Source organism: Bordetella genomosp. 5 (assembly GCF_002261315.1).
In the GTDB taxonomy this organism is placed as follows: Bacteria; Pseudomonadota; Gammaproteobacteria; order Burkholderiales; family Burkholderiaceae_B; genus Bordetella.
In genome coordinates this window covers 22,413-43,745 of sequence record NZ_NEVP01000013.1, presented here as the reverse complement: position 1 = coordinate 43,745, position 21,333 = coordinate 22,413, and the positions used below count along the sequence as shown (strand labels likewise).

Here is a 21,333-nt window from a genome sequence, read left to right as displayed (position 1 = left end):
TTGTTCTGGGTGTGGAGGCAATATATCCCGGCGTTAGTCTTTGTGCAATACGTTCGCTATAAACGAATTCCCTAGGGTTCCGACCCCTCACCGCTTCTGACAACGCGGGCAGAAATAGGTGGCCCGCTGCCCCTGGACGATGCGGCGGATCGGCGTGCCGCACAGGCGGCAGGGCAGCCCGGCCCGCTCATAGACGGCCGCGTGAATGGTGAAGTAGGCGCCCGGCTCGCCGCTCGCACCCACGTAGTCGCGCAGGGTGCTGCCGCCCGAGTCGAGGGCGTCGGTCAGGGTGAGGCGGATGGCCGCCGCGAGCTTGTCGCAGCGCGGGCGGGACACTTTGCCGGCCGCCAGGCGCGGGTCGATGCCGGCCCGGAACAGGCTCTCGGAGGCGTAGATATTGCCCACGCCCACCACGGCGCTGCCGGCCAGCAGGGCCTGCTTGACCGCCATGGCCCGGCCGCGGAACTGGTCATGCAGCCACTTGCCGTCGAAACGCGGATCGAACGGTTCGATGCCGAGCGTGGTCAAAAGCGGATGGGTGTCGATCGGGCCTGCCTCGGCGGGATGCCACAGCACCGCACCAAAACGGCGCGGATCGTGCAGGCGCAGGATGGCGTGGTCGAACACCCAGTCGACGTGATCGTGCTTGCGCGGCGCTTCGTCTTGAGGCACCCGGCGCAGCGATCCGGACATGCCGAGATGCACCAGTTGCACACCGTGCTCGAAACGCAGCAGCAGATATTTGCCCCGGCGGGCGCATTCGAGCACCACGCGGTCGGTGAGCAGGGCGGGGAGGTCGGGCGGAACAGGCCAGCGCATGCGGGGTTCGCGGACCACGAGGCGGCGCAGCGTCTGGCCGGTGATGACCGCGTCGATTCCCCGACGCGTGGTTTCTACTTCAGGCAGTTCCGGCATGAGCCAGTGTAAGATGATCAATTACGTGTACGAAGATTGTGCCACCAACCGGACGGGCCGCGTGAAGTTGTCGCTCAAACACATTAATCTCCGATTGGCCTCGCTGGCCTTGGTGCTGGCAGGTATCCAGGCGGTCCCCGCCCTCGCCGCCGAAGTGCGTCCCAAAGACGCCACCGGGCCGCGCCTCGTACCCCAGCAGCGTGCGCCCGAAACCGAAGTGATCCACCTGCGGCCGGGCCAACTGCCGCTGGTGAGCCTCACCGGTGACATTTTCTATCGCGTGCTGGCCGCCGAAATCGCCGCGCAGCGTGGCATGTACGGCAGCGCCGCCACCACGCTCGTCAATCTGTCGCGCGAAACCAGCGATCCGCGCCTGGCGCGCCGCGGGCTCGAGTTCCAGCTCGCCGGCGGCAACCTGCCGGGCGCGCTCGAGGCGGCCCGCACCTGGTCGCGCCTCGCCCCGAACGACATCGAAGCCAGCTCCACCGAGCTGGCCCTGGCCGCGGCCAATGGTCAGACCAAGGGTCTGGCCGAGGCCCTGCGCAAGCGTATCGACGCCACGCCCGACAAGGCCGGCGCCATTGCCCAGGCCATGGGCGTGCTCAGCCGCCTGAACGACCGTCGTCTCGCGCTGCGCATCCTCGACGAAGCCCTCTCCGACAGCGTGCGCAAGCAGCCGGTCGCGCGTCTGGCCCTGGCCGACGTGGCCCAGGCGGCCGGCGACTATGGCCGCGCCTTCACCGAAGCGCGCGCCGCGCTCGCCGCCGACCCGCGTTCCGAGCCGGCTGCCCAGCGTGTGCTCGAGTATGGCGAAAAGGTCGACCCGCAGCGCGCCGAAGAGCAGGCCCGCGCCTATATCGCCCGCAATCCCAACGCCCGCAAGGTGCGTCTGATGCTGGCCGGCCAATTGGCCGAGCGCGGCGATTACGACGCGGCCCAGGCCGAGTTGCAGGCCATGTCGCGCCGCTCGCCCGAAGATTTCGATCTGCTGTTCATGCAGGCGCAGCTCGCCTACAAGGCAGGCCACCTGGATCAGGCGCGCACGCTGCTGCAGCAGTATCTGGACGTGCAGAACCAGCGCCAGCAGGCCACCGTGCCGGGCGCCACCGATGCGGGCGCCGCCGCGGCCGATGCGCGCGTGATGCTCTCTCGCATCGCCGAGGATCAAGGCCGCTTCGACGACGCGATCGCCGAGCTCGGCCGTATCGACGACCCCTCCATGCGGTTCTCGGCGCACATGCGCCAGGCCTCGCTGCGGGCGCGTCAGGGCCGTGTCGACGACGCGCTGGCCTTGATCAACGCCGCCGGTCCGCAAGACGAAGAAGAGCAGGTGCTGGGCATCCTCACCAAGGCGCAGATCCTGCGCGACGCCGATCGCGTCGATCAGGCCATCGCGATGCTGGCCAAGGCCGATCAGCAGATGCCCGATACCGTCGAGATCAAATACGAGCTCGCGATGCTGTACGAGCGCGTCGGCAAGATCGATCAGCTCGAACGCCTGCTGCGTCAGGTGATCGCGCTCGATCCCGAGCATGCCCACGCCTACAACGCGCTGGGTTATACGCTCGCCGATCGCGGCCAGCGCCTGCCCGAAGCGCTCGATCTGATCACGCAGGCGCTCGACCTCGCGCCCGATGATCCCTTCATTCTCGACAGCATGGGCTGGGTCAAGTACCGCATGGGCGAGCTGCCCGCGGCGGCCGAGTACCTCAAGCGCGCCTACGCGCAGCGGCCCGAGGCCGACATCGCGGCCCACCTGGCCGAGGTGCTCTGGAAGCAGGGTCAGCGCGAGCGCGCCATGGAGCTGCTGCGCACGGGCTACAAAAAAGATCCCAAAAACCGCACGGTCCTCGAAACCTTCGAGCGCCTCGGAGTCCAGCCGTGATGGCGGTGTTCGCGCGCATGCGCGGTGCCGTCGCCGTCCTGGCCCTGGGCGTGATCGCAGGGTGTACCTCGCTGCCCGAAGTCAAAGCCCCGGCGGGCGATGCCTTCTCGCGCAATGGCCGCTTTGCGATCACCGCCACCGAGTCCGACGGCAAGCAACAGGCCGTGCAGGGCGGGTTTACATGGCGTGATACGGGTCGTGAGTACGTGCTCGACCTGACCAATCCGCTGGGCTCCATCGAGGCGCGTGTCGAGGGCGGCCCCGGCGTCGCCACGCTCACGCGCGCCAACGGCACCACGCTGCAGGCGCCCAATCCGGATGCGCTGGCCGAAGACGCCCTCGGCAGCCCCGTGCCGGTGTCCGGTCTGCGCAGTTGGCTGCGCGGCCAGCTCGCCAGCGATACCGACACCGCCCAAAACGTCCAGCGCGACGATCTCGGCCGTCCGGCCTCGTTCGAGCAAAACGGCTGGAACGCGCGGCTCTCGCGCTACGACACGCTCGGCCCGCAATTGCTGGTGCTCGAGCGCCAGGAGCCGGGCCGCCGCATCATCGTGCGGCTGGTGGTCAATCAGCCCTGATACGCTCGTGACGCTCTACGACGTACCGGCGCCCGCCAAGATCAATCTGTTCCTGCACGTCGTCGGCCGTCGCGCCGACGGCTATCACCTGCTCCAGACGGCGTTCCGCTTCATCGACATCGCCGACACGCTTCACTTCGAGGCGCGTCCGGATGGCGTGATCGAGCGCGCCTACGAGCTGCCGGGCGTGCCGCCCGAGCAAGACCTGATCGTGCGTGCGGCCCGCGCCTTGCAGCAGGCCACCGGCGCGCGGCAGGGCGCCCGCATCGGGCTCGAAAAGCGCATTCCGCAAGGGGGCGGGCTGGGCGGCGGCTCGAGTGATGCCGCCACCACGCTGATCGCGCTCAATCGTCTCTGGAACACCGGTCTGTCGCGTGAAGCCCTGATGGCATTGGCCTTGCCGCTGGGCGCCGACGTGCCGGTGTTCGTGTTCGGCCAGTCGGCATTCGCCGAGGGCGTGGGCGAGGCCTTGCGCCCGATCAGCCTGCCGCCGGCGAGCTATCTGATCGCCCAACCCGACGCGAGCGTGCCCACTCCCGCAATTTTTTCGGCACCCGATTTGACAAGGGATTCCGAACACGTCACAATAACGGACTTTCTTGCTTCGCCTACTTCTTTCTTCGGAAAGAACGATCTGGAGCCGGTGGTCTTTCGGCAGTTTCCTCAGGTTTTCGAGGCTGTCCGATGGCTGGCAAACCTGGGAATCCGGGTTCGCATGTCAGGGTCTGGTGCGTGTCTTTACGCCGAATACCCAGGTCCCGGTACCGAATCAGAAGCTGTCGAATCGGTAAACGAATCGGCGATTTTGGCAGAAAAGAAAATTACCGCTACAATGCGCGGCGCTGATAAAACAATCAGCCAAACGCATCCCGGGTTTCGGTTGGTGAAGGCTTCGGCCGGATTAACAGAGCACCCGTTGCGGCACTGGATTGAAAGCTAGTTGGGGAGTCGCCAAGCTGGTTAAGGCACCGGATTTTGATTCCGGCATGCGAAGGTTCGAATCCTTCCTCCCCAGCCAAACCAATACATAAAAAAGCTGTTGAACGTGAGCCCGTCAGACACCGGCACCAGTTCAGCGGCTTTTTTGTTTTTCGGGGTCTGCGCAAGCGGGACGGGCGAATGCCACCCCTGGCCTTGTGCCTCGTTGTTTCAAAACGACCATCACCTGCATCATGGCAAACGATAGCTTCATGATTTTCACGGGCACGGCGAACACCCGCCTGGCCGTGGACGTAGTCAACCATCTCGATATGTCGCTCGGCAAGATGACCGTCGGCCGCTTCTCGGATGGTGAGGTGATGGTCGAGATCAACGAAAACGTCCGCGGCAAAGACGTCTTCGTGCTCCAGCCCACGTGCGCGCCGACCAACGACAACCTGATGGAAATCATGGTGATGGTCGATGCCCTGCGCCGTGCCTCGGCTGGCCGCATCACCGCCGCGATTCCGTATTTCGGCTACGCCCGCCAGGATCGCCGCCCGCGCTCGGCGCGCGTGTCGATCTCGGCCAAGGTCGTGGCCAACATGCTGCAAGTGGCCGGCGTCGATCGCGTCCTCACGATGGACCTCCACGCCGACCAGATCCAGGGTTTCTTCGACATCCCGGTCGACAACATCTACGCAGGTCCGATCTTGCTGGGCGACATCTGGCGCCGCAATTTCTCGAACCTGGTCGTGGTGTCGCCCGACATCGGTGGCGTGGTTCGCGCCCGTGCGCTGGCCAAGCAGCTCGAAGCCGACCTGGCCATCATCGACAAGCGCCGCCCGCGCGCCAACGTCTCCGAAGTGATGAACATCATCGGTGAGGTCGACGGACGCACCTGTATCATCATGGACGACATGGTGGATACGGCAGGCACGCTGTGCAAGGCGGCCCAGGCCCTCAAGGAACGCGGCGCCGGCGCCGTGTACGCCTACTGCACGCACCCCGTGCTGTCGGGTGGTGCCATCGAACGCATCGAAGCTTCGTCGCTCGACGAGCTCGTGGTGACCGACACGATTCCGCTCTCGTCCGAGGGCCAGGCTTGCGGCAAGATCCGCCAGCTGTCGTGCGCGGCGCTGCTGGGCGAGACCATTCTGCGTATTTCCAACGCCGAGTCGGTCAGCTCGCTGTTTGCCGACTGAGGCAGACACCCCCAGGCCGGCGTGCCTCGCTGAGCGGATCGCCTGATCCGATCGCGGTCTCCGGCCTCATTACCCCATTTGCCTGTTGCTGGTCGCGGCAGCAGGCGGATCACACGCCGCGCATGTTGCGCGGCGTGAAATCGACCGGCGGATTTTTTTCGCCAGATTGTTTGGAGTTTTTCCATGAAATTCAATGCCACTTCGCGTAGCGTCCAGGGTACGAGTGCGAGCCGCCGCCTGCGCCGCGCGGGCCGCGTTCCCGCCATCGTTTACGGCGGTACGGCTGCCCCCCTGAACATCGAGCTCGACCACAACGAAATCTTCCACGCCCTGCGCAAGGAAGAGTTCCACGCTTCGATCCTGACCATGGCGATCGAAGGCGGCAAGAACGAACAAGTTCTGCTGCGCTCGGTTCAATGGCACGCCTACAAGCAACAAGTCCTGCACATCGACTTCCAGCGCGTGGATGCCAACCAGGCTCTGCACACCAAGGTGCCCCTGCACTACATCAACGCTGAAGGTTCGCCGGCTGTGAAGCTGTCGGGCAACATCATTTCGCACATCGTGACCGAAGTCGAAGTGACCTGCCTGCCGAAGAACCTGCCCCAGTTCATCGAAGTGGATCTGAAGGATCTGCTGGGTGGCGGCGTGGTGCACCTGTCGGAAGTCAAGCTGCCGCTGGGCGTGACCTTCGCTGTGCACGGTTCGGATGACCCCGTCATCGCTTCGGCTGTCGCTCCCAAGGGCGCTGCTGCCGACGAAGGCGACGCCGAGGCGCCGGCCGCCTAAGGCTCTCCCGGACTCGTTCCAGGCACGCGGGGTCGCGCCCCGCACAGACCCTGCGCCTGCGTTTGCATGCGCAGGGTTTTTTGTGTTCTAAACACACGCATCATGTCCGCACCCATACGTTTGATCGTCGGGCTGGGAAATCCTGGCCCCGAGTACGAAGCCACCCGTCACAACGCCGGATTCTGGCTGGCCGACCATCTGGCCGACGACCTGCGCGCCACCTTCAATCTCGAGAAAGGTTTCTCCGGATTCGTGGCGAAGGCGCGCGTTGACGGCGAGAACGTGCTGCTGCTCAAACCCATCACCTACATGAACCGCTCCGGCCAGGCCGTGGGCGCGCTCGCGCGTTTCTACAAGGTCACGCCCGAAGAAGTGCTGGTGCTGCATGACGAGCTCGATTTGCTGCCGGGCCAGGCCAAGCTCAAGCAGGGCGGCGGACACGCGGGGCATAACGGCCTCAAAGACATTCAGGCCGCGCTGGGCAGCCCCAATTTCTGGCGGCTGCGCATCGGCATCGGCCATCCGCGCACGCTCAACCTGCAGCAGCAGGTCGCGGATTTCGTGCTGCATCCGCCGCGCCGCGAAGAGCAGGGCGGCATCGACGACGTCATCACCCGTTCGCGTGCGGTCGTGCCCGCGATGTTGCGCGGCGATTTTGCGCAGGCCACGCGCCAGCTGCACGGCGGTAATCCGGCGTGACGCGCCGCGCGCCGCTGCCGGCTCCCGGCCCGCTCACGCTGCGTGAGGAGATCGCCGACTGGTGGCGCTTCCTGCGTGCGCCCACCCTGCGTGGCCGCATCGGTCCGCGCAGCCAGGGCAGTGGTCTCGAGCGCGACATCTGGCCGAGCGTGCGGCCCGGCCGCGTGCTGGCCTGGGCGGCGCTGCTGTGGGTCATCAATCTGTTCGTGCTGGGGCCGATCGCGGTCGCGGCTGCCGGGGCGGGCGGCGCGATGCACCGCCTCGATCCGAGCAATCTACCGTGGCTCGCCGCGGTGGTCTGGGCTCCGCTGGTCGAAGAGATGCTGTTCCGCTACGGCCTGCGGCGTCCGCTGCAGGCGCTGTGGCTCGTGCCGCTGATGGTGGCGGTGGTGATCAACGGTCCCAAGACCTGGGTGATCGCCACGGCGACCGCGCTGGTGTTGCTTGCCGGCTGGGGCCTGCGCGACGCGCCGGCTCGTCTGCGTGGCTGGAACACGCGCTGGCGCCGTTTCTATATCCGGCATTTTTTCTGGGTGTTCCACATCAGCGCGCTGAGTTTCGCCGCGGTACACCTGAGCAATTTCAAGTTCAGCGCCATGCCCTGGTGGCTGATGCCCGCGCTGGTCTTGCCGCAGTATCTGACCGGCCTGGTGCTGGGCTGGATGCGCGTGCGCCGCGGCATCGGCGCGGCGGTCTTGCTGCACGCCATGTTCAATGCCGGCCCGATCCTGCTGATCTGGGCCCTGATGCGCTGGCTGCCCGAGGCAGCCACCTGATTTGCCCGCCGCTGGCCGGGCAGGCCGCGCCGGTTCGACCGGCCGGCCGGCGGATGCCGCCACGCCACCACGACCCGGGTACAGGCGGTAAACTGCACCCTGAATCGCGCAACAGCGCGCAAATATCGTACTGACACAGGATTTCCATGGCTCTGCAATGCGGCATCGTTGGCCTGCCCAACGTGGGCAAATCGACGCTCTTCAACGCTCTGACCCGCGCCGGTATCGCGGCCGAGAACTACCCGTTCTGCACCATCGAGCCCAACGTGGGCGTGGTCGAGGTGCCGGATCCGCGCCTGGCCAAGCTGGCCGAGATCGTGAAGCCCGAGCGCATCCTGCCGGCCACGGTCGAGTTCGTCGACATCGCCGGTCTGGTGGCGGGCGCGAGCCAGGGCGAAGGCCTGGGTAACCAGTTCCTCTCGCACATCCGCGAAACCAACGCCATCGTGAACGTGGTGCGCTGCTTCGAAGATCCCAACGTGATCCACGTGGCCGGCAAGGTCGACCCGATCGCCGACATCGAAGTGATCGAGACCGAGCTCGCGCTGGCCGATCTGCAAACGGCCGAGAAGGCCCTGCACCGCCACAACAAGACCGCGCGCTCCGGCGACAAGGAAGCGCAACGTCTGGTCGGCGTGCTCGAGACCTGCATCGCGCACCTGAACCAGGCCAAGCCGATCCGTTCGCTGGGCCTGTCGCCCGAAGACCTCGCCGTGATCCAGCAGCTGTGCTTCATCACCGCCAAGCCCGCGATGTACGTGGGCAACGTGAGCGACGACGGCTTCACCGACAACCCGCTGCTCGACCGCCTGACCGCATTCGCCAACGAGCGCGGCGCCCCGGTCGTGGCCATCTGCGCCTCGATCGAATCCGAGATCGTCGATCTGCCCGACGAAGACCGCCAGGCCTTCCTGGCCGACATGGGCATGGAAGAGCCGGGCCTGAACCGCCTGATCCGCGCCGCCTTCAAGCTGCTGGGTCTGCAGACCTACTTCACGGCAGGCGTGAAGGAAGTCCGCGCCTGGACCATCCCGATCGGCGCCACCGGCCCGCAAGCCGCCGGCGTGATCCACACCGACTTCGAACGCGGCTTCATCCGCGCGCAAACGATCTCCTACGACGACTACATCGCCTGCAAGGGCGAGCAGGGCGCCAAGGAAGCCGGCAAGATGCGCGCCGAAGGCAAGGAATACGTCGTGCAGGATGGCGACGTGATGAACTTCCTGTTCAACGTCTGACGCAACGCAGCCGCCCGATCACCGGGCGGCTGCGCACAAGATCGAAGGCCTGGTTCCGGTACCGCACCGGACCCAGGCCTTCGTCATTCAACGCACGCCATCACGCGCGAGCGGAATTTCTGCTTCGTCGGACGCAGCACGATTTCGTCGATGTCCGCGTGGGCGGGCTGTTGGATCGACGTGCTAGGCGGGGTTCAGCAGATCGGTGCCGTACGAATTGTCGACGGTGCAGCGCCACTGTCCGTCCGGATCATGACGGAACACATAGGTCGCGCGCCGCGTGATCTGCTGCATGGTGTCGCCGGCGGGAATGTCCAGGTGCGTTTCCATGATGACCAACGCGGTGCCGGCCCCTTCGATCACCTGCATCTCACCCTGCGTGACCACGAGCTTGTGGTCGAAGTGGGCGGCGATCGCGGCGAAGGCCTGGCGGATGCGGTCCTTGCCGCGCACGATCTGGCCGGGCCGGATGACGAGCGCGGCGTCGTCGGCGTAGTGGTGCATCAGGCTGTCGTAGTCCCGCGCGGTGATGGCGCGGTCGCAGGCTTCGATGATGTGACGCAGGGGGTGATCGGTCATGCTGGCTCCAGGTGAAAACAGCCAGAAGCACGAATGAAAAACCCGCCTTCTGGCGGGTTGGTCTTGCACACGCACCCACCACTCAGAGAATGGTGCGAATAATTCGGGCGGTGTGACGTGGCGTGCGCATGCCCACACTATACGCGTGGGCGGCGGCGCGCCACAACGCCTCGTTCAATCCCAAACCGGCGCCAGCCCTTCCGGGTTGGCCTGGCGTTCGCCCCGATCGAGCGCGGCGATGGCGGCCATGTCGTCCTCGTCCAGCTTCAGGTCGACCGCCTTCAGATTGCTGGCGAGGTTCTCGCGCTTGGTGGACGACGGGATGACGGCGTAGCCGAGCTGCAGTGCCCAGGCCAGTGCCACCTGTGCCGGCGTGGCGCCGTGTTTGCGTGCGATCTCCACGAGAACCGGGTCGGCCAACACCTTGCCGTACGCCAGCGTCATGTAAGAGGTCAGGTGCAGGCCCGTCTCGCGGGCGTACGCGGCCAGCTTGCGGTTCTGCAGGTAGGGGCTGATCTCGACCTGGTTGGTGGCGATTGCGTCGCCACCGGCAAGCTCGCGGGCCTGACGGCTCAGCGCGATCGTGAAGTTCGAAATCCCGATCGCGCGCGTCAGCCCCTGTTGGCGGGCTTCGGCCAGGGCTTGCAGGCTTTCGGCGAGCGGCACGGCGCCGCCGGGCGAGGGCCAGTGGATCAGCGTGAGGTCGACGTGATCGGTGCGCAGGCGCGTCAGGCTGTCTTTCAAGCTGTCGATAAGCTTGTCGCCGGCGAGGTTGTCGGTCCAGATTTTGGTCGTGAGCGTGAGTTCGCCGCGTGCGATTCCGCTGGCGCCGATGGCCTCGCCGATGTCGGCTTCGTTGCCGTAGATCTGCGCGGTGTCAATCGCGCGGTAGCCGACGTCGAGCGCGTTGCGCACCGAGTCGATGACGGGTTGGCCCTGCAGTCGGAAGGTGCCCAGGCCGATGGCGGGAAGATTCATGAAACGCTCCTTGATTCGATTGGCGGCCAGTATGCGGGCTTTACATTTGCGGAAACAGTCGTCTATAAGCCAAATACATTTGCCACGGAGTCAACAATGAAGACCACGCTGGACGAACTCATGACGTTCATCGCCGTGGTGGACGCGGGGTCGATCTCGAAAGCGGCCGAGCAGCTGGGCCAGACCGTCTCGGGTGCGAGCCGCACGCTGTCGCGTCTCGAAGAGAAGCTGCGCACCACGCTGCTGCGGCGGACCACGCGCCGTCTCGAGCTCACGGGCGAGGGCGCGGCCTTTCTGGAGCAGGCGCGCGAAATCGTGAACCTGGTGGAAGGGGCGGAAGAACAGATGGCGGCGCGCCGCGAGCGACCCGCCGGTCGGTTGCGGGTGGACGCGGCCTCTCCGTTCATGCTGCATGTGGTGGCGCCGCTCGTGAACGGCTACCGCGAGCGCCACCCGGAAGTCGAACTGGAGCTGGTCAGCAGCGAAGGGGTGATCGATCTCATCGAACGGCGCACCGACGTGGCCATCCGTATCGGCCGCCTCAAGGATTCCACGCTGCACGCGCGTTTGATCAGCGGCAGCCGCATCCGCGTGCTGGCCAGCCCTGCCTATCTCGAGCGCGCCGGCAAGCCTCGTCGTGTCGAGGAGCTGGCGGGCCACAACCTGCTGGGCTTCACGCAGCCCGAATCCCTGAACGAATGGCCGTTGCGCGACGCGGATGCCGGGCAGCTGCACATCAAGCCCACCATCCGCGCATCCAGCGGCGAGACCCTGCGCCACCTCGCGCTCGAGGGCGCGGGCATCGTCTGTCTGTCAGATTTCATGACACGGGCGGACCGTCAATCGGGGCGTCTGGTGCCCATCCTGACGCGCCAGACGCTCGATGTGCGGCAGCCGATCAACGCGGTCTACTATCGCAACACGGCCCTCTCGTCGCGGATTGCGTCGTTTGTGGACTATCTGGCCGAACAGATCGGCCCCGGCGCTTTCGATGAGTGACGATGCCGCGCTCGCGCTGGCCTTCGCAACGTTCGTGATGCATGCTGTTGCGACTCATACGCCAATCGGGGCACACCGGGCGCCTTCGATTGCCACTGATTTGTTACGATAGCGCTATCTCGGGCCGGTTTGCCCGGTTCGTCAATGCACGGACGCTCCCAACTTTTATTCGCAACGCTGGCGCCAGGGCTTGCGGCCTTCGTCGGCAAGGCAGCCTCGCGCCGCCCGCGTAGCGTCTCGGTGTTCAGCGCCGATCCCGCCTGCCAGGCGCCGCCGGCAGGGTTTATAGGTTCTATCCAAGTCGAGGTATCGACGGGGCAGCAATGAAGACGTGGTTCAAGCGCATATTGATCGGCTTGGTGGTACTGGTGGTGGCGGCTGTCGTCGGCCTGGCCATCTTCCTGCTGACGTTCGACCCCAACGCCTACAAGTACAAGCTTGAGGAGATCGTTCAGGAGCGCTACCAGCGCACGCTGAGCATCGACGGTGAAATCGAGCTGTCGCTCTTTCCTCGCATCGGTCTGGCCGTGCAGGGCGTGTCGCTGTCCGAGCCGGACAGCACCGACGTCTTTGCCTCCATCGACAGCATGCGGCTGGCCGTCGCGGTCTGGCCGTTGCTGTCCAACAGCTTCGTGGTCGATCACGTCACGATCAATGGCTTCAAGGCGCGCGTGATGCGCCACAAAGACGGCCATTTCAACTTCGAAGACCTCGTGGGCGGCTCGGTGCAGAGCACCGCGGTGCCCGCCAACGCGGCAGAAGCCGGTGCGGGCGCCATCGCCGGCGCGGCCCAGGCCCTGGTCAGCGGCACGCCCAACACGCCGCGCAACATGCAGATCGACATCGCCGGGCTCGACCTGAAAGACGGCGAGCTGCAGATGCAGGATGCGATGACGGGTATGGCGGTCACCGTGAGCCGCCTCAACGCCAATACCGGCCGCGTCACGTTCGATCAGCCGTTCGACGTCAGCATGTCGGCGCGGGTCGAAGGCGGCAATCCGCGCTTCGACGCGGGGCTGACCGGGCAGGGCCTGTTGCGCCTGAACCCCTCGGCCAAGCGCTATTCGGCCCAGAAGCTCGATCTGCGCATGGAAGGCCAGATCCCCGGCGCGCAGGCCAAGGTGCTCACCGCCCGCGGCAACGTCGCCTTCAATGGCGCGACCTCGTCGCTCGACGTGGCCGGCCTGGAAATGTTCTTCCAGGGCGACGTCACCGAGCCTTCGAAGATGAGCGGCGTGGAGGCCAGCTTGCTGGTGCCGCGTCTGTCCATCGATCCGCACAAGACCCAGCTCCAGCTCGAGAAGGCCGCCGTGCGCGCCAAGGGCGCGCTGCCCGACGGCCCGTTCGAGCTCGCGCTCGACGCCCCCGGCCTGGCGATCTCGCCGTCCGCGGCGAGCGGCGACGGCCTCACGGGCCGCGTGCGCGCCCAGGGTATCGACGCCAGCTTCGGCCTGAACGGCATCGGCGGCAACGCCTACGAGCTCGACGCCAAAGAAGCCAAGTTCGACGGCACCTTCAAACAGGGCGAGCGCGTCGTCAAGACCGTGTTCGCCTCGCCGGTGGCACTCAATCTGATCCAGCGCAGCGCCGGCCTCTCGGCGCTCAAGGGCGACGTCAACATCACCGATCCGGCGCTGCCCAAGGGCAGCCTGGCCATTCCGGTGATCGGCAGCCTCAACGCCAATCTGCTCAAGGATCAGGCCAGCGCCCGCATCAACGCGGTGCTCGAGGGCGGCAAGTTCGACCTCACCGCCGACATCACGCGTCTGATGGCCCAGCCCGAAATGAAGTTCGCGCTGGCGGTCGACATCCTCGATCTCGACAAGCTGGCGCCTGCCGTGGGCGCGACGGTGGCCAAGCCGCCGGCCGACGGCAAGCAGGACGAGTCCAAGCCGCCCGCCAAGCCTGCCACCCCGGCCAAGCCCGCCGATGACACGCTGAATCTGTCGGGTCTGCTGAACAAGTCCGCCAATGGCACGATCAAGATCGGCCAGCTCGTGGTGCGCGGCATGAAGGCCGAAGAAGTCGGCGCCAACGTCAAGCTCGCCAAGGGCAAGCTCGAGCTCGGCGGCCTGAGCGCGGCGCTCTACGGCGGCAAGCTGGGCGGTTCGTTCTCGGTCGATGCGGCCGAAAACAACGCCATGGTTGGCAAACTGAATCTCACGGGCATCGCCATCGAGCCGCTGCTGGCCGATGCGGCAAAGCAGCACACGCTGTCGGGCACCGGCAATCTCGCGCTTGACCTCAAGACAGTGGGCGCCAATACCTACGCGCTCAAGAACAACCTCGCGGGCACGGCGCAGGTGCGCCTGCGCGACGGGGCGATCAAGGGCATCAATATCGCGCAGATCCTGCGCGATCTGAAGGCCACCTTCAGCGGCGAGGCCAATGACGCGGTCGTGGCCTCGAGCCCCGAGCGCCAGACCGACTTCAGCTCGATGGAAGGCGATCTGCAGATTGCCAAGGGCATCGGCACGATCAAGCGTCTCGACATCGCCGCGCCGCTGCTGCGCATCAGCCAGGGCGACCCGGCCACGATCGACTTCACCAACAGCACTTTCAACGTGCTGGCCCGCGTGCGCGTGGTCAACACCAGCACGGGCCAGGACGGCAAAGACCTCGCCGACCTGCAGAACGTGACGGTGCCGGTGCTGGTCACGGGCGCGTTCGATGCGCCGGTGTACACGTTGCAGTGGCGCCAGGCCGTGACCGGCGCGCTGCGCAAGACGCTCGAAAACAAGCTCAAGGAAGCCATCGGCGTGAAGAGCGGCTCGGGCGTCGCGGCACCGATCGATCAAGCCATCAAGGGTATTCTCGGCCGATGAGCACGCCATATCAGCCCATTGCCGAATGCGGCGTCATCGACGATGCCCGCGCGGCCGATTATCACCGCCGCTGGCTCGTGGCCAACGACGCGGGTCAGTGGCTCACGCGCGAGCTCTCGCCGCGTCTGGCCGACGTGACGGTCGAGCTGCGGCTCGGCTATCTGGTCATCCGCGCGCCCGGCATGCTGCGGCTCGACGTGCCGCTGGATGTCATCGAAGACGACGACAGCGTGCGCTACCAGATGCTGGTCGGTGAGCAGACCGTCGACGTGGTCGACGAGGGCGAGCTGGCGGCGGCGTGGCTGTCCAACCACCTCGGCATTCCCGCGCGGCTGCTCAAGCTGCATCCCGACACGGCGCCGGTGCGATGGCCCGGGGCGAGTGCCTGACGGCCGGGTTTTCAGCGCCGTTAATGACGATGGCCATCCCTCGGGATGGCCATTTTGCTTTGGCGCCGTCGGCCTGCCCTCGATCGTGCCCCTCTGGGATGGCCTCGAGGTGATTCAGGCGCTTGCCGGGCGGCGGCGCCAGGTGACCACGGCGTGCACCGTGAGGCCCGCGAGCAGGCCCCAGAACGCCGATCCGATGCCAAAGAAGCTCATGCCCGAGGCGGTGGCGAGCAGCGTGACCAGCGCGGCCTCGCGGCGCTCGGCGTTGGCCATCGCGTTGGTCATGCCGCCCATGATCGGTGCGAGCAGTGCGAGGCCGGCGAGCGTGGCGATGAGCGGCGCGGGCAAGGCCTGGAAGAACACGGCCACGGCGCCTGCCACGACCGACAGCAGCACATAGACGATGCCGTAGGTGGCCGCGGCCACGTAGCGGCGCGCGGGGTCCGGGTGCGCTTCGGGCCCGGCGCAGATGGCCGCGATGATCGCGCCCAGCGTGATGCTATGCGCCCCGAACGGCGCGGCCAGCACGCCGACCACTCCCGTCAGGGTAATGAGGCGCGAGGCAGGCGGGCGATAGCCGGCGGCCTGCAGGATGGCCAGGCCGGGCAGATTCTGCGAGGCCATCGCCACGACGAAGATCGGGATGCCGAGGCTGATCGCGGCCTGCCAGGTGAAGTGCGGCGTCGTCCAGACAAACTCCGTGAAGCCCCACTGCACGCCGCGCAGATCGAGAAGGCCGAGCGCCGCGGCCAGCACCATGCCGGCTGCGAGCACCGCCAGCACCGCGTAGCGGGGCACCCAGCGCTTGCACAGCAGATACGCCACGCACATGCCCAGCACCAGGACCGGCTGCGCGCCGATGCTGCGGAACACGCCGAGGCCGAAATTGAGCAGCACGCCGGCCAGCATGGCCCCCGCGATCTCGGCCGGAATGCGGCGCACGATGGGATCGATCCAGCCGAACACGCCGCAGGCGATGGTGAGCAGCGCCGCCAGCACGAACGCGGCCACGGCCTGATCGAACGGCACGCCGATGAGCGCGGTGACCAGCAGTGCCGCGCCGGGCGTGGACCAGGCGAAAACGACCGGCACGCCGGTACGCAGGCTGACCAGCGCGCCGCCCGCGCCCAGTGCCAGGCAGATGGAACCGAGCCATGAACCGATATGCGCGGCGTCGAGCCCCGCGGCGTGGCCGGCCTGCACCATCAGTACCGCCGTGCCGCCGAAACTCACCAGGACGGCCACGAGGCCCGCTACCAGCGCGGAGACGGAGAAATCGCTGGCGCTGCGGCGGTGGTCGGACGTAAAAGCGGCGGGATCCCCGCCGCTCATGCCGCACCCGTGAGGCGGCGATACTTGGCCATCAGGGACTCCTGCCCCTCTTGCCACTGTGGGTGCAACTCGATGCACTCGACCGGGCAGACCACCTTGCACTGCGGCTCTTCGTGGTGGCCCACGCATTCGGTGCACAGGTCGGGATCGATGACGTAAAACTCCGCGCCCATGGAAATGGCCTCGTTCGGGCACTGGGGCTCGCAAACGTCACAGTTGATGCATTCGTCGGTGATTCGGAGGGCCATGGGAGAGGCGGGCGCGGACGCCAAATGGAAAACGGCCTGCCCAGCATGGGCAAGCCGTCAGATTGTAGCGCCGTCGGCCGCGGGGCCGCCGTGACGGCCAGGCGGCTCGAGACGAGCCCGCGCGTGGCGCGTTCAGACGCCCGAGGGCCAGCTCTGCTCGCGGCGCTCTTTGGCCTTTTCGTGCAGCCAGCGCTCGACCGACGGAAAGACGAACTTGCTGACGTCGCCGCCCAGCTGAGCGATCTCGCGCACGATGGTGCCCGAGATGAACTGGTACTGGTCCGAAGGCGTCATGAAGAGCGTTTCGACGTCGGGCAGCAGATGGCGGTTCATGCCGGCCATCTGGAATTCGTATTCGAAGTCGGAGACCGCGCGCAGACCGCGCACGATCACGCGGCCGTTCTGCTCGCGCACGAAATCCTTGAGCAGGCCGCCGAAACTCTGCACTTCGACGTTGGGGTAGTGTCCCAGCACCTCACGCGCGATCTCGACGCGCTCTTCGATGCTGAAGAAGGGCTTTTTGTTGCGGCTGTATGCGATGCCCACCACCACTTTGTCGAAGAGGGCGGCGGCGCGCCGCACCAGGTCTTCGTGACCGCGGGTGAGCGGGTCGAATGTGCCAGGGTATACAGCGATGATCATGCGAGCTCCGAACCGTTGTTATATGGTTTAACACCATCCTCCGAAACCGGATTATTGATCTAATTGCGCAATGCAGCAAATTGCACGAGGCCGTAGTGCACGGCGCCTGCCTTGTCCTCGCGCACGATCTCGTATTCGGGGGGCGGCGCGAGCGCGCTTTCCGACTCGATGTAGATCAGGGCATCCGGGGCCAGCACGGGCGGCAGCAAGGGCCACAGGCGCTCCAGCCAGCCCTGGCCGAAGGGCGGATCGAGCAACACCAGCTCGAAGCGCGACGCGTCCATGCGCGACAGCGCGTGCAGCGCGTCCCCCGAATGAATGCGGACGGCGTCGGCTTTGAGCTTGTCTCGCAGCGTCCGCAGCGCGGACACGGCGCCCCGGTCCTGCTCCACCATCTGCACCAGACCGGCGCCGCGCGAGGCGGCTTCGAGTCCCAGGGCGCCGCTGCCCGCGAACAGATCCAGGACGCGTTTGTCGGCGAACTCGTTGGCCCACAGATGATTGAGCCAGTTGAACAGGGTTTCGCGGACGCGGTCGGGGGTGGGGCGCAAACCGGCCACGTCGGGCACCACGATCGGCGTGCGGCGGAAGTCGCCGCCCACGATGCGGATGGTGCGCGAGCCCGAGGGCGCGGCTTTCGGGTTGGGTTTCATCGAGATCCAGGCAGAATTTTTGTAAGGCTGAACGAATAGTAGCGCCGTCGCCCGCCGGCTCGCAGGCGGGGGGCACCGGTGCCGAGTCGTGCTGTCGCGCGCCGGCTCGGAGGGGAGGCACCGGAGCCGAGTCGTGCCGTCGCGCGCCGGCTCGGTTGCGGAAGGCACCAGCACCGCGTCGCGCCGTCGCAGGCTGGCTCGCGGGTGGAAGGCGCCGACACTGCGTAGCACCGTCCTTTGCCGCCTCTGACAGGGACGGCGCCGGCGCCGCGCGGTTACGCGGCGTCATGAAACGGGTGGGCTCCGCCGGGGCGGGGCGCGGCGGTTCCGAATATACTTTCGACCATGTTCAGCTTCTTCAAGAAAAAATCCCCGCCGCCCGCGCCGAAACCGGCCGAGGTGCCCGTGGTCGCGCCAGAAGCGCCCGTGCAGGTGAGCGCCGGCCAGACCGCCGTTGCCGACCCTGCCGTGCCGCCGCTGCCGCTCGAAGGCGCGCATCCGGTGCCGGAAGTCCGGCCCCAGGAAGTGGCGGGCGTGCACGTCACGCCGCTGCCTGCCGCCGCGCCTGCGCCGACCGCCTTCGCGCCGACGCCCGCGCCTGTGCCGGCGGCACCTGCGCCGGCTGCGCCCATCGCCTTCGCGCCGACACCCGCGCCTGTGCAGGCCGCACCTGCGCCGGCTGCGCCCGCCGCCGTCGCGCCGACGCCCGCACCTGTGCCGGCCGCGCCCGCCCCCGCGCCCGCCGCGCCGGTGCAGGTGGCGCCGCCCATCGCGCCGGCGCCCGAGCCGGTGCCGGTCCCCACGCCCACGCCCACGCCTAAGCCCCCGCCCGCGCCGCCGGCGCCCGAGCCCGTGCCGCCGATCCCGGTGCCGCCGATGCCTGTGCCGACGCCGGCACCGGCGCTGGCCCCTGTCCCGGCCGCAGTCGCGCCGCAGCCCGAGCCCGTGGCGGAGCCCGCCGCGGCCCCCAAGAAGGCGTCGTGGCTGTCGCGCCTGAAGCAGGGCCTGTCGCGCACCGGCCAGAGCCTGGGCGGCCTGTTCGTCGGCGTGAAGGTCGACGAAAACCTGTTCGAAGAGCTCGAGTCGGCGTTGATCATGGCCGACGCGGGCATCGAGGCCACCGAAAAGCTGCTCACCGCGCTGCGCGCGCGGGTCAAGAAAGAGCGCATCGAAGACCCGGCCAAGGTCAAGGACGCGCTGCGCGATCTGCTGACCGAGCACCTGCGTCCGCTCGAGCGTGGTTTCGATCTCAAGCGCAAAACGCCGCTGGTGGTGATGATCGCGGGCGTGAACGGCGCCGGCAAAACCACCTCGATCGGCAAGCTGGCCAATGCCTTCCAGCGGCAGGGCGCCACCGTGCTGCTGGCCGCCGGCGACACCTTCCGCGCCGCCGCCCGCGAGCAATTGATGGAGTGGGGCAGCCGCAATAACGTCACCGTGATCGCGCAGGAGGGCGGTGACCCCGCCGCCGTGGCTTTCGACGCCGTCAATGCGGGCCGCGCGCGTGGCACGGGCGTGGTCATGGTCGACACGGCCGGCCGTCTGCCCACGCAGCTGCACCTGATGGAAGAGCTCAAGAAGATCCGCCGCGTGATCGGCAAGGCCGACGCCGAGGCGCCGCACGAGGTGATCCTCGTCGTCGACGGCAACACGGGGCAGAACGTGCTCACGCAGATTCGCGCATTCGACGCCGCGATCAATGTCACCGGCCTGGTCGTGACCAAGCTCGACGGCACCGCCAAGGGCGGCACGCTGGCCGCGGTGGCCGCCGGCAGCCAGGGCGTGCGCCCCGTGCCGGTCTACTGGATCGGCGTGGGCGAAGGCCTCGAAGACCTGCAGCCGTTCGTCGCGTCCGAGTTCGCCGCCGCCTTGCTGGCCGACTGACCCCGCGCGTACCGATCAAGCAAAACAGGCCGTCAATGCAGATTGACGGCCTGTTTTGCATTGGACGCCAGCGCGGCGCGCTGGCGTCCTGCTCACTTCCAGAACGGCTTGGCGTGGGCCAGCGCGTCGAACGAGGGCTGGGCCTGCGCCACCAGCGTTTCGAGGCGCGCCGCGATCCAGCCGAGCGCGAACCAGGCCTGCGGATGTGCGTCGGTCTGGGTGCGGTAATGCTCGGCAGCCACCGCCAGATCGTTGATCTCGCCCAGCAGCTCCTGCACATGGGCCAGCTGCTTGCGGTAGGTGCGCAGACGCGTGGCCGGCAACAGCGATTCGGCGAACGACAGGCTGTAGCGCAGGCGCTTGCCGCGCTTGCGCAGTTCGTGGCGGCTTTCGAGATCGAGTTCGCTGAAGCGCAGGCCATCCTTGGCGACCGACTTGTGCCAGCGGCGCAGACGCTTGGCGAGCAGCCGCGACAGCGCCGGCGCGGCGGGCGCCTCGGCCTCGGTGCTGCCCGCATTCAGGCGGATGATGGTGGGCACGATGCGCTCGCTGGCGCCGTGCTCGTCATCGGCCGGCACCGAGGCTGAGGGGGCTGCACCGTCGGCGGCCGCCGGCTGCGAGGCTTCACTTTCCGCCGCGGGGGGCGGCGGCGCGATATTCATGCTCCATTCGAACAACTCCAGCAGCCAGGCCTGGAAGGCGGGGCTTGCGGCCAGCGCATGGGCGTCGGCGCCGCGCGCGACAGGCTCGGCCGGGATCGGTGGCATGCCCGCGCGCTCGAGCAGCGGCACGACCGTATCGGCCAGCACGTCCTGGTCGCGGCTCGCGCCGAAGGCGCCGAAGTATTCGCGGATGCCGGCATCGAGCGTGGCGGCAGGCGGCGCGACCCACCCTTCGAACAGCTTCCAGGCGGAGCGCAGGCGTCGCATGCCCACGCGCAGCTGGTGCACGTGTTCGGGCGAACCGGCGGCGTACACGCCGGCGGTGTCGACCTCGGCCAGTGCCGCGGCGTTGCGCACGATCTGTTCGAGGCATTCGCCCGCGATCGTCGTGAGCGCCTGCACGGCGTCCTGCTCCGGGCGCAGCTTCACGCTGCGTGCTCCCCGCGGCGCCCAGAAGCGGCTCACGGCCTCTTTACGCGCCGCCTCGGCCTCGTCGCCGTCGGGCAGGTTGGCGAGCGTCTGCGCCATTTCGGCCAGCGCGTCGCCGCGTTCGGATTTGCTGCGCACGTCGAGGACCAGGCCATGGCGCTTCTGCCATTGCCGGCCCACGGCGAAGATCGCTTCGGGGCGGCCCGAGACCAGCTCGAATTCGATTTCGGAGATCGGCAGTTCCAGCGCGCCCGCGCGCAGCAGGCCGGTATCGAGCGCGACTTCGACCGTGCCGTAGCGGCTGCGAAGCTTACAGAGCTGGCGCGACACATCGGTTTCGTAGCGCACGCCGAGTTCGCCCTGGATGCGGGCCAGCGCGTCGCCGACTTCGGTGCCGGCGTACAGCGACAGGTCCAGCACCGGGCCGGGGCGAGGGTGATTGAGCTCGATGCGCGTGATGGCGTTGGCGCCCGGCATCTTGACCGTCTGCACCCATTGGCGGCCTTCCTGGCGCAGCCGCAGCGCGATGCGTGCGTGGACCAGTTCGCGTTCGGGCGTGTCGAAGTACAAGGCCCGTAGCCGGATGCGGCTGGATTGGCGTTGACCGAGCTCACGGCGTATCGCCGCGGTGGCCGAGGCCGGGACGTGTAGCTTCAACTCTTGTTCTGACATGACGGCACTGCCCACAGACAAAACCAGGGATAGTAATG

Annotated in this window: 20 protein-coding genes and 1 tRNA gene; 13 read left to right on the top strand and 8 right to left on the bottom strand. The window is 67.3% G+C overall.

The window, feature by feature from the left end; genetic code table 11:
• Positions 1-87: 87 nt before the first annotated feature.
• A complete protein-coding gene (gene mutM / locus CAL25_RS21975) occupies positions 88-915 on the bottom strand; it encodes a bifunctional DNA-formamidopyrimidine glycosylase/DNA-(apurinic or apyrimidinic site) lyase (protein WP_094804023.1) in 828 nt (275 codons plus the stop codon).
• Between mutM and CAL25_RS21970 the strand changes: the two genes are divergently transcribed.
• The 9 genes from CAL25_RS21970 (at position 914) to ychF (ending at position 9,003) form a co-directional block, all read left to right on the top strand.
• Positions 914-2,800 carry a tetratricopeptide repeat protein gene (locus tag CAL25_RS21970; protein ID WP_094804021.1) on the top strand — a complete coding sequence of 629 codons (1,887 nt, stop codon included), beginning with the start codon at positions 914-916 and terminating at the stop codon, positions 2,798-2,800. The two genes, mutM and CAL25_RS21970, sit on opposite strands and share 2 nt — an antisense overlap.
• Positions 2,800-3,378 carry a lipoprotein insertase outer membrane protein LolB gene (gene lolB / locus CAL25_RS21965; RefSeq protein WP_094804019.1) on the top strand — a complete coding sequence of 193 codons (579 nt, stop codon included), beginning with the start codon at positions 2,800-2,802 and terminating at the stop codon, positions 3,376-3,378. The genes CAL25_RS21970 and lolB overlap by 1 nt, the downstream gene beginning before the upstream one ends.
• 7 nt (positions 3,379-3,385) lie before the next feature.
• Positions 3,386-4,318 carry a 4-(cytidine 5'-diphospho)-2-C-methyl-D-erythritol kinase gene (gene ispE / locus CAL25_RS21960; protein WP_094804017.1) on the top strand — a complete coding sequence of 311 codons (933 nt, stop codon included), beginning with the start codon at positions 3,386-3,388 and terminating at the stop codon, positions 4,316-4,318.
• A gap of 1 nt (position 4,319) precedes the next feature.
• A tRNA-Gln gene (locus CAL25_RS21955) sits at positions 4,320-4,396 on the top strand.
• Between the two features lie 154 nt (positions 4,397-4,550).
• Positions 4,551-5,501 carry a ribose-phosphate pyrophosphokinase gene (locus tag CAL25_RS21950; RefSeq protein ID WP_170948573.1) on the top strand — a complete coding sequence of 317 codons (951 nt, stop codon included), beginning with the start codon at positions 4,551-4,553 and terminating at the stop codon, positions 5,499-5,501.
• Positions 5,502-5,684: 183 nt separating this feature from the next.
• Complete coding sequence (locus tag CAL25_RS21945; protein ID WP_094804014.1) at positions 5,685-6,290, top strand: 50S ribosomal protein L25/general stress protein Ctc; 606 nt, start codon at positions 5,685-5,687, stop codon at positions 6,288-6,290.
• A 102-nt stretch (positions 6,291-6,392) separates the two neighbouring features.
• Positions 6,393-6,989 carry an aminoacyl-tRNA hydrolase gene (pth, locus tag CAL25_RS21940; protein ID WP_170948572.1) on the top strand — a complete coding sequence of 199 codons (597 nt, stop codon included), beginning with the start codon at positions 6,393-6,395 and terminating at the stop codon, positions 6,987-6,989.
• Positions 6,986-7,765 (top strand): CPBP family glutamic-type intramembrane protease, encoded by a 780-nt coding sequence (locus CAL25_RS21935; protein ID WP_094804010.1) that lies wholly within the window; start codon positions 6,986-6,988, stop codon positions 7,763-7,765. Before pth ends, CAL25_RS21935 begins: the two co-directional genes overlap by 4 nt.
• A 146-nt stretch (positions 7,766-7,911) precedes the next feature.
• Complete coding sequence (gene ychF / locus CAL25_RS21930; RefSeq protein WP_094804008.1) at positions 7,912-9,003, top strand: redox-regulated ATPase YchF; 1,092 nt, start codon at positions 7,912-7,914, stop codon at positions 9,001-9,003.
• A 183-nt stretch (positions 9,004-9,186) separates the two neighbouring features.
• Here the strand turns inward: ychF and CAL25_RS21925 are convergent, their stop codons facing one another.
• Together CAL25_RS21925 and dkgB are read right to left on the bottom strand one after the other, a co-directional pair.
• Positions 9,187-9,582, bottom strand: coding sequence for a YybH family protein (locus tag CAL25_RS21925; RefSeq protein ID WP_094804006.1), 396 nt, complete (start codon positions 9,580-9,582; stop codon positions 9,187-9,189).
• 174 nt (positions 9,583-9,756) lie between these two features.
• Positions 9,757-10,560, bottom strand: coding sequence for a 2,5-didehydrogluconate reductase DkgB (gene dkgB / locus CAL25_RS21920; RefSeq protein ID WP_094804004.1), 804 nt, complete (start codon positions 10,558-10,560; stop codon positions 9,757-9,759).
• Positions 10,561-10,656: 96 nt separating this feature from the next.
• Here dkgB and CAL25_RS21915 point away from each other — a divergent pair, with 96 nt between their 5' ends.
• The 3 genes from CAL25_RS21915 (at position 10,657) to CAL25_RS21905 (ending at position 14,773) form a co-directional block, all read left to right on the top strand.
• Complete coding sequence (locus CAL25_RS21915) at positions 10,657-11,559, top strand: LysR family transcriptional regulator (RefSeq protein WP_094804002.1); 903 nt, start codon at positions 10,657-10,659, stop codon at positions 11,557-11,559.
• Between the two features lie 323 nt (positions 11,560-11,882).
• Positions 11,883-14,384 (top strand): AsmA family protein, encoded by a 2,502-nt coding sequence (locus CAL25_RS21910; RefSeq protein ID WP_094804000.1) that lies wholly within the window; start codon positions 11,883-11,885, stop codon positions 14,382-14,384.
• Entirely contained in the window at positions 14,381-14,773 is a 393-nt protein-coding gene (locus tag CAL25_RS21905; protein WP_094803998.1) for an MOSC N-terminal beta barrel domain-containing protein, read from the top strand. Before CAL25_RS21910 ends, CAL25_RS21905 begins: the two co-directional genes overlap by 4 nt.
• A 114-nt stretch (positions 14,774-14,887) precedes the next feature.
• Here CAL25_RS21905 and CAL25_RS21900 read toward each other — a convergent pair whose 3' ends face one another.
• The 4 genes from CAL25_RS21900 to rsmD form a co-directional block, all read right to left on the bottom strand.
• Positions 14,888-16,105, bottom strand: a complete 1,218-nt coding sequence (locus tag CAL25_RS21900) for a benzoate/H(+) symporter BenE family transporter (RefSeq protein ID WP_094803996.1) — start codon at positions 16,103-16,105, stop codon at positions 14,888-14,890.
• Positions 16,102-16,353 carry a YfhL family 4Fe-4S dicluster ferredoxin gene (locus tag CAL25_RS21895; protein ID WP_094803994.1) on the bottom strand — a complete coding sequence of 84 codons (252 nt, stop codon included), beginning with the start codon at positions 16,351-16,353 and terminating at the stop codon, positions 16,102-16,104. The genes CAL25_RS21900 and CAL25_RS21895 overlap by 4 nt, the downstream gene beginning before the upstream one ends.
• Positions 16,354-16,485: 132 nt before the next feature.
• Positions 16,486-16,995, bottom strand: coding sequence for a pantetheine-phosphate adenylyltransferase (gene coaD / locus CAL25_RS21890; RefSeq protein ID WP_094803992.1), 510 nt, complete (start codon positions 16,993-16,995; stop codon positions 16,486-16,488).
• Between the two features lie 59 nt (positions 16,996-17,054).
• Entirely contained in the window at positions 17,055-17,648 is a 594-nt protein-coding gene (rsmD, locus tag CAL25_RS21885) for a 16S rRNA (guanine(966)-N(2))-methyltransferase RsmD (RefSeq protein ID WP_094803990.1), read from the bottom strand.
• Between the two features lie 789 nt (positions 17,649-18,437).
• On the opposite strand from rsmD, the gene ftsY reads away from it, so the two are divergent.
• Positions 18,438-19,532, top strand: a complete 1,095-nt coding sequence (gene ftsY, locus CAL25_RS21880) for a signal recognition particle-docking protein FtsY (protein WP_432759262.1) — start codon at positions 18,438-18,440, stop codon at positions 19,530-19,532.
• A 92-nt stretch (positions 19,533-19,624) separates the two neighbouring features.
• Here ftsY and CAL25_RS21875 read toward each other — a convergent pair whose 3' ends face one another.
• Complete coding sequence (locus tag CAL25_RS21875) at positions 19,625-21,295, bottom strand: CYTH and CHAD domain-containing protein (RefSeq protein ID WP_094803988.1); 1,671 nt, start codon at positions 21,293-21,295, stop codon at positions 19,625-19,627.
• Positions 21,296-21,333: the final 38 nt, after the last annotated feature.

What these genes read in the sequence shown, in the direction of transcription:
- CAL25_RS21970 (WP_094804021.1), top strand. Translation starts at nt 914, where the DNA reads ATGAGCCAGTGTAAGATGATCAATTACGTGTACGAAGATTGTGCCACC.
- mutM (WP_094804023.1), bottom strand. Translation starts at nt 915, where the DNA reads ATGCCGGAACTGCCTGAAGTAGAAACCACGCGTCGGGGAATCGACGCG.
- lolB (WP_094804019.1), top strand. Translation starts at nt 2,800, where the DNA reads ATGGCGGTGTTCGCGCGCATGCGCGGTGCCGTCGCCGTCCTGGCCCTG.
- CAL25_RS21950 (WP_170948573.1), top strand. Translation starts at nt 4,551, where the DNA reads ATGGCAAACGATAGCTTCATGATTTTCACGGGCACGGCGAACACCCGC.
- CAL25_RS21945 (WP_094804014.1), top strand. Translation starts at nt 5,685, where the DNA reads ATGAAATTCAATGCCACTTCGCGTAGCGTCCAGGGTACGAGTGCGAGC.
- pth (WP_170948572.1), top strand. Translation starts at nt 6,393, where the DNA reads ATGTCCGCACCCATACGTTTGATCGTCGGGCTGGGAAATCCTGGCCCC.
- ychF (WP_094804008.1), top strand. Translation starts at nt 7,912, where the DNA reads ATGGCTCTGCAATGCGGCATCGTTGGCCTGCCCAACGTGGGCAAATCG.
- CAL25_RS21925 (WP_094804006.1), bottom strand. Translation starts at nt 9,582, where the DNA reads ATGACCGATCACCCCCTGCGTCACATCATCGAAGCCTGCGACCGCGCC.
- dkgB (WP_094804004.1), bottom strand. Translation starts at nt 10,560, where the DNA reads ATGAATCTTCCCGCCATCGGCCTGGGCACCTTCCGACTGCAGGGCCAA.
- CAL25_RS21915 (WP_094804002.1), top strand. Translation starts at nt 10,657, where the DNA reads ATGAAGACCACGCTGGACGAACTCATGACGTTCATCGCCGTGGTGGAC.
- CAL25_RS21910 (WP_094804000.1), top strand. Translation starts at nt 11,883, where the DNA reads ATGAAGACGTGGTTCAAGCGCATATTGATCGGCTTGGTGGTACTGGTG.
- CAL25_RS21905 (WP_094803998.1), top strand. Translation starts at nt 14,381, where the DNA reads ATGAGCACGCCATATCAGCCCATTGCCGAATGCGGCGTCATCGACGAT.
- CAL25_RS21900 (WP_094803996.1), bottom strand. Translation starts at nt 16,105, where the DNA reads ATGAGCGGCGGGGATCCCGCCGCTTTTACGTCCGACCACCGCCGCAGC.
- CAL25_RS21895 (WP_094803994.1), bottom strand. Translation starts at nt 16,353, where the DNA reads ATGGCCCTCCGAATCACCGACGAATGCATCAACTGTGACGTTTGCGAG.
- coaD (WP_094803992.1), bottom strand. Translation starts at nt 16,995, where the DNA reads ATGATCATCGCTGTATACCCTGGCACATTCGACCCGCTCACCCGCGGT.
- rsmD (WP_094803990.1), bottom strand. Translation starts at nt 17,648, where the DNA reads ATGAAACCCAACCCGAAAGCCGCGCCCTCGGGCTCGCGCACCATCCGC.
- CAL25_RS21875 (WP_094803988.1), bottom strand. Translation starts at nt 21,295, where the DNA reads ATGTCAGAACAAGAGTTGAAGCTACACGTCCCGGCCTCGGCCACCGCG.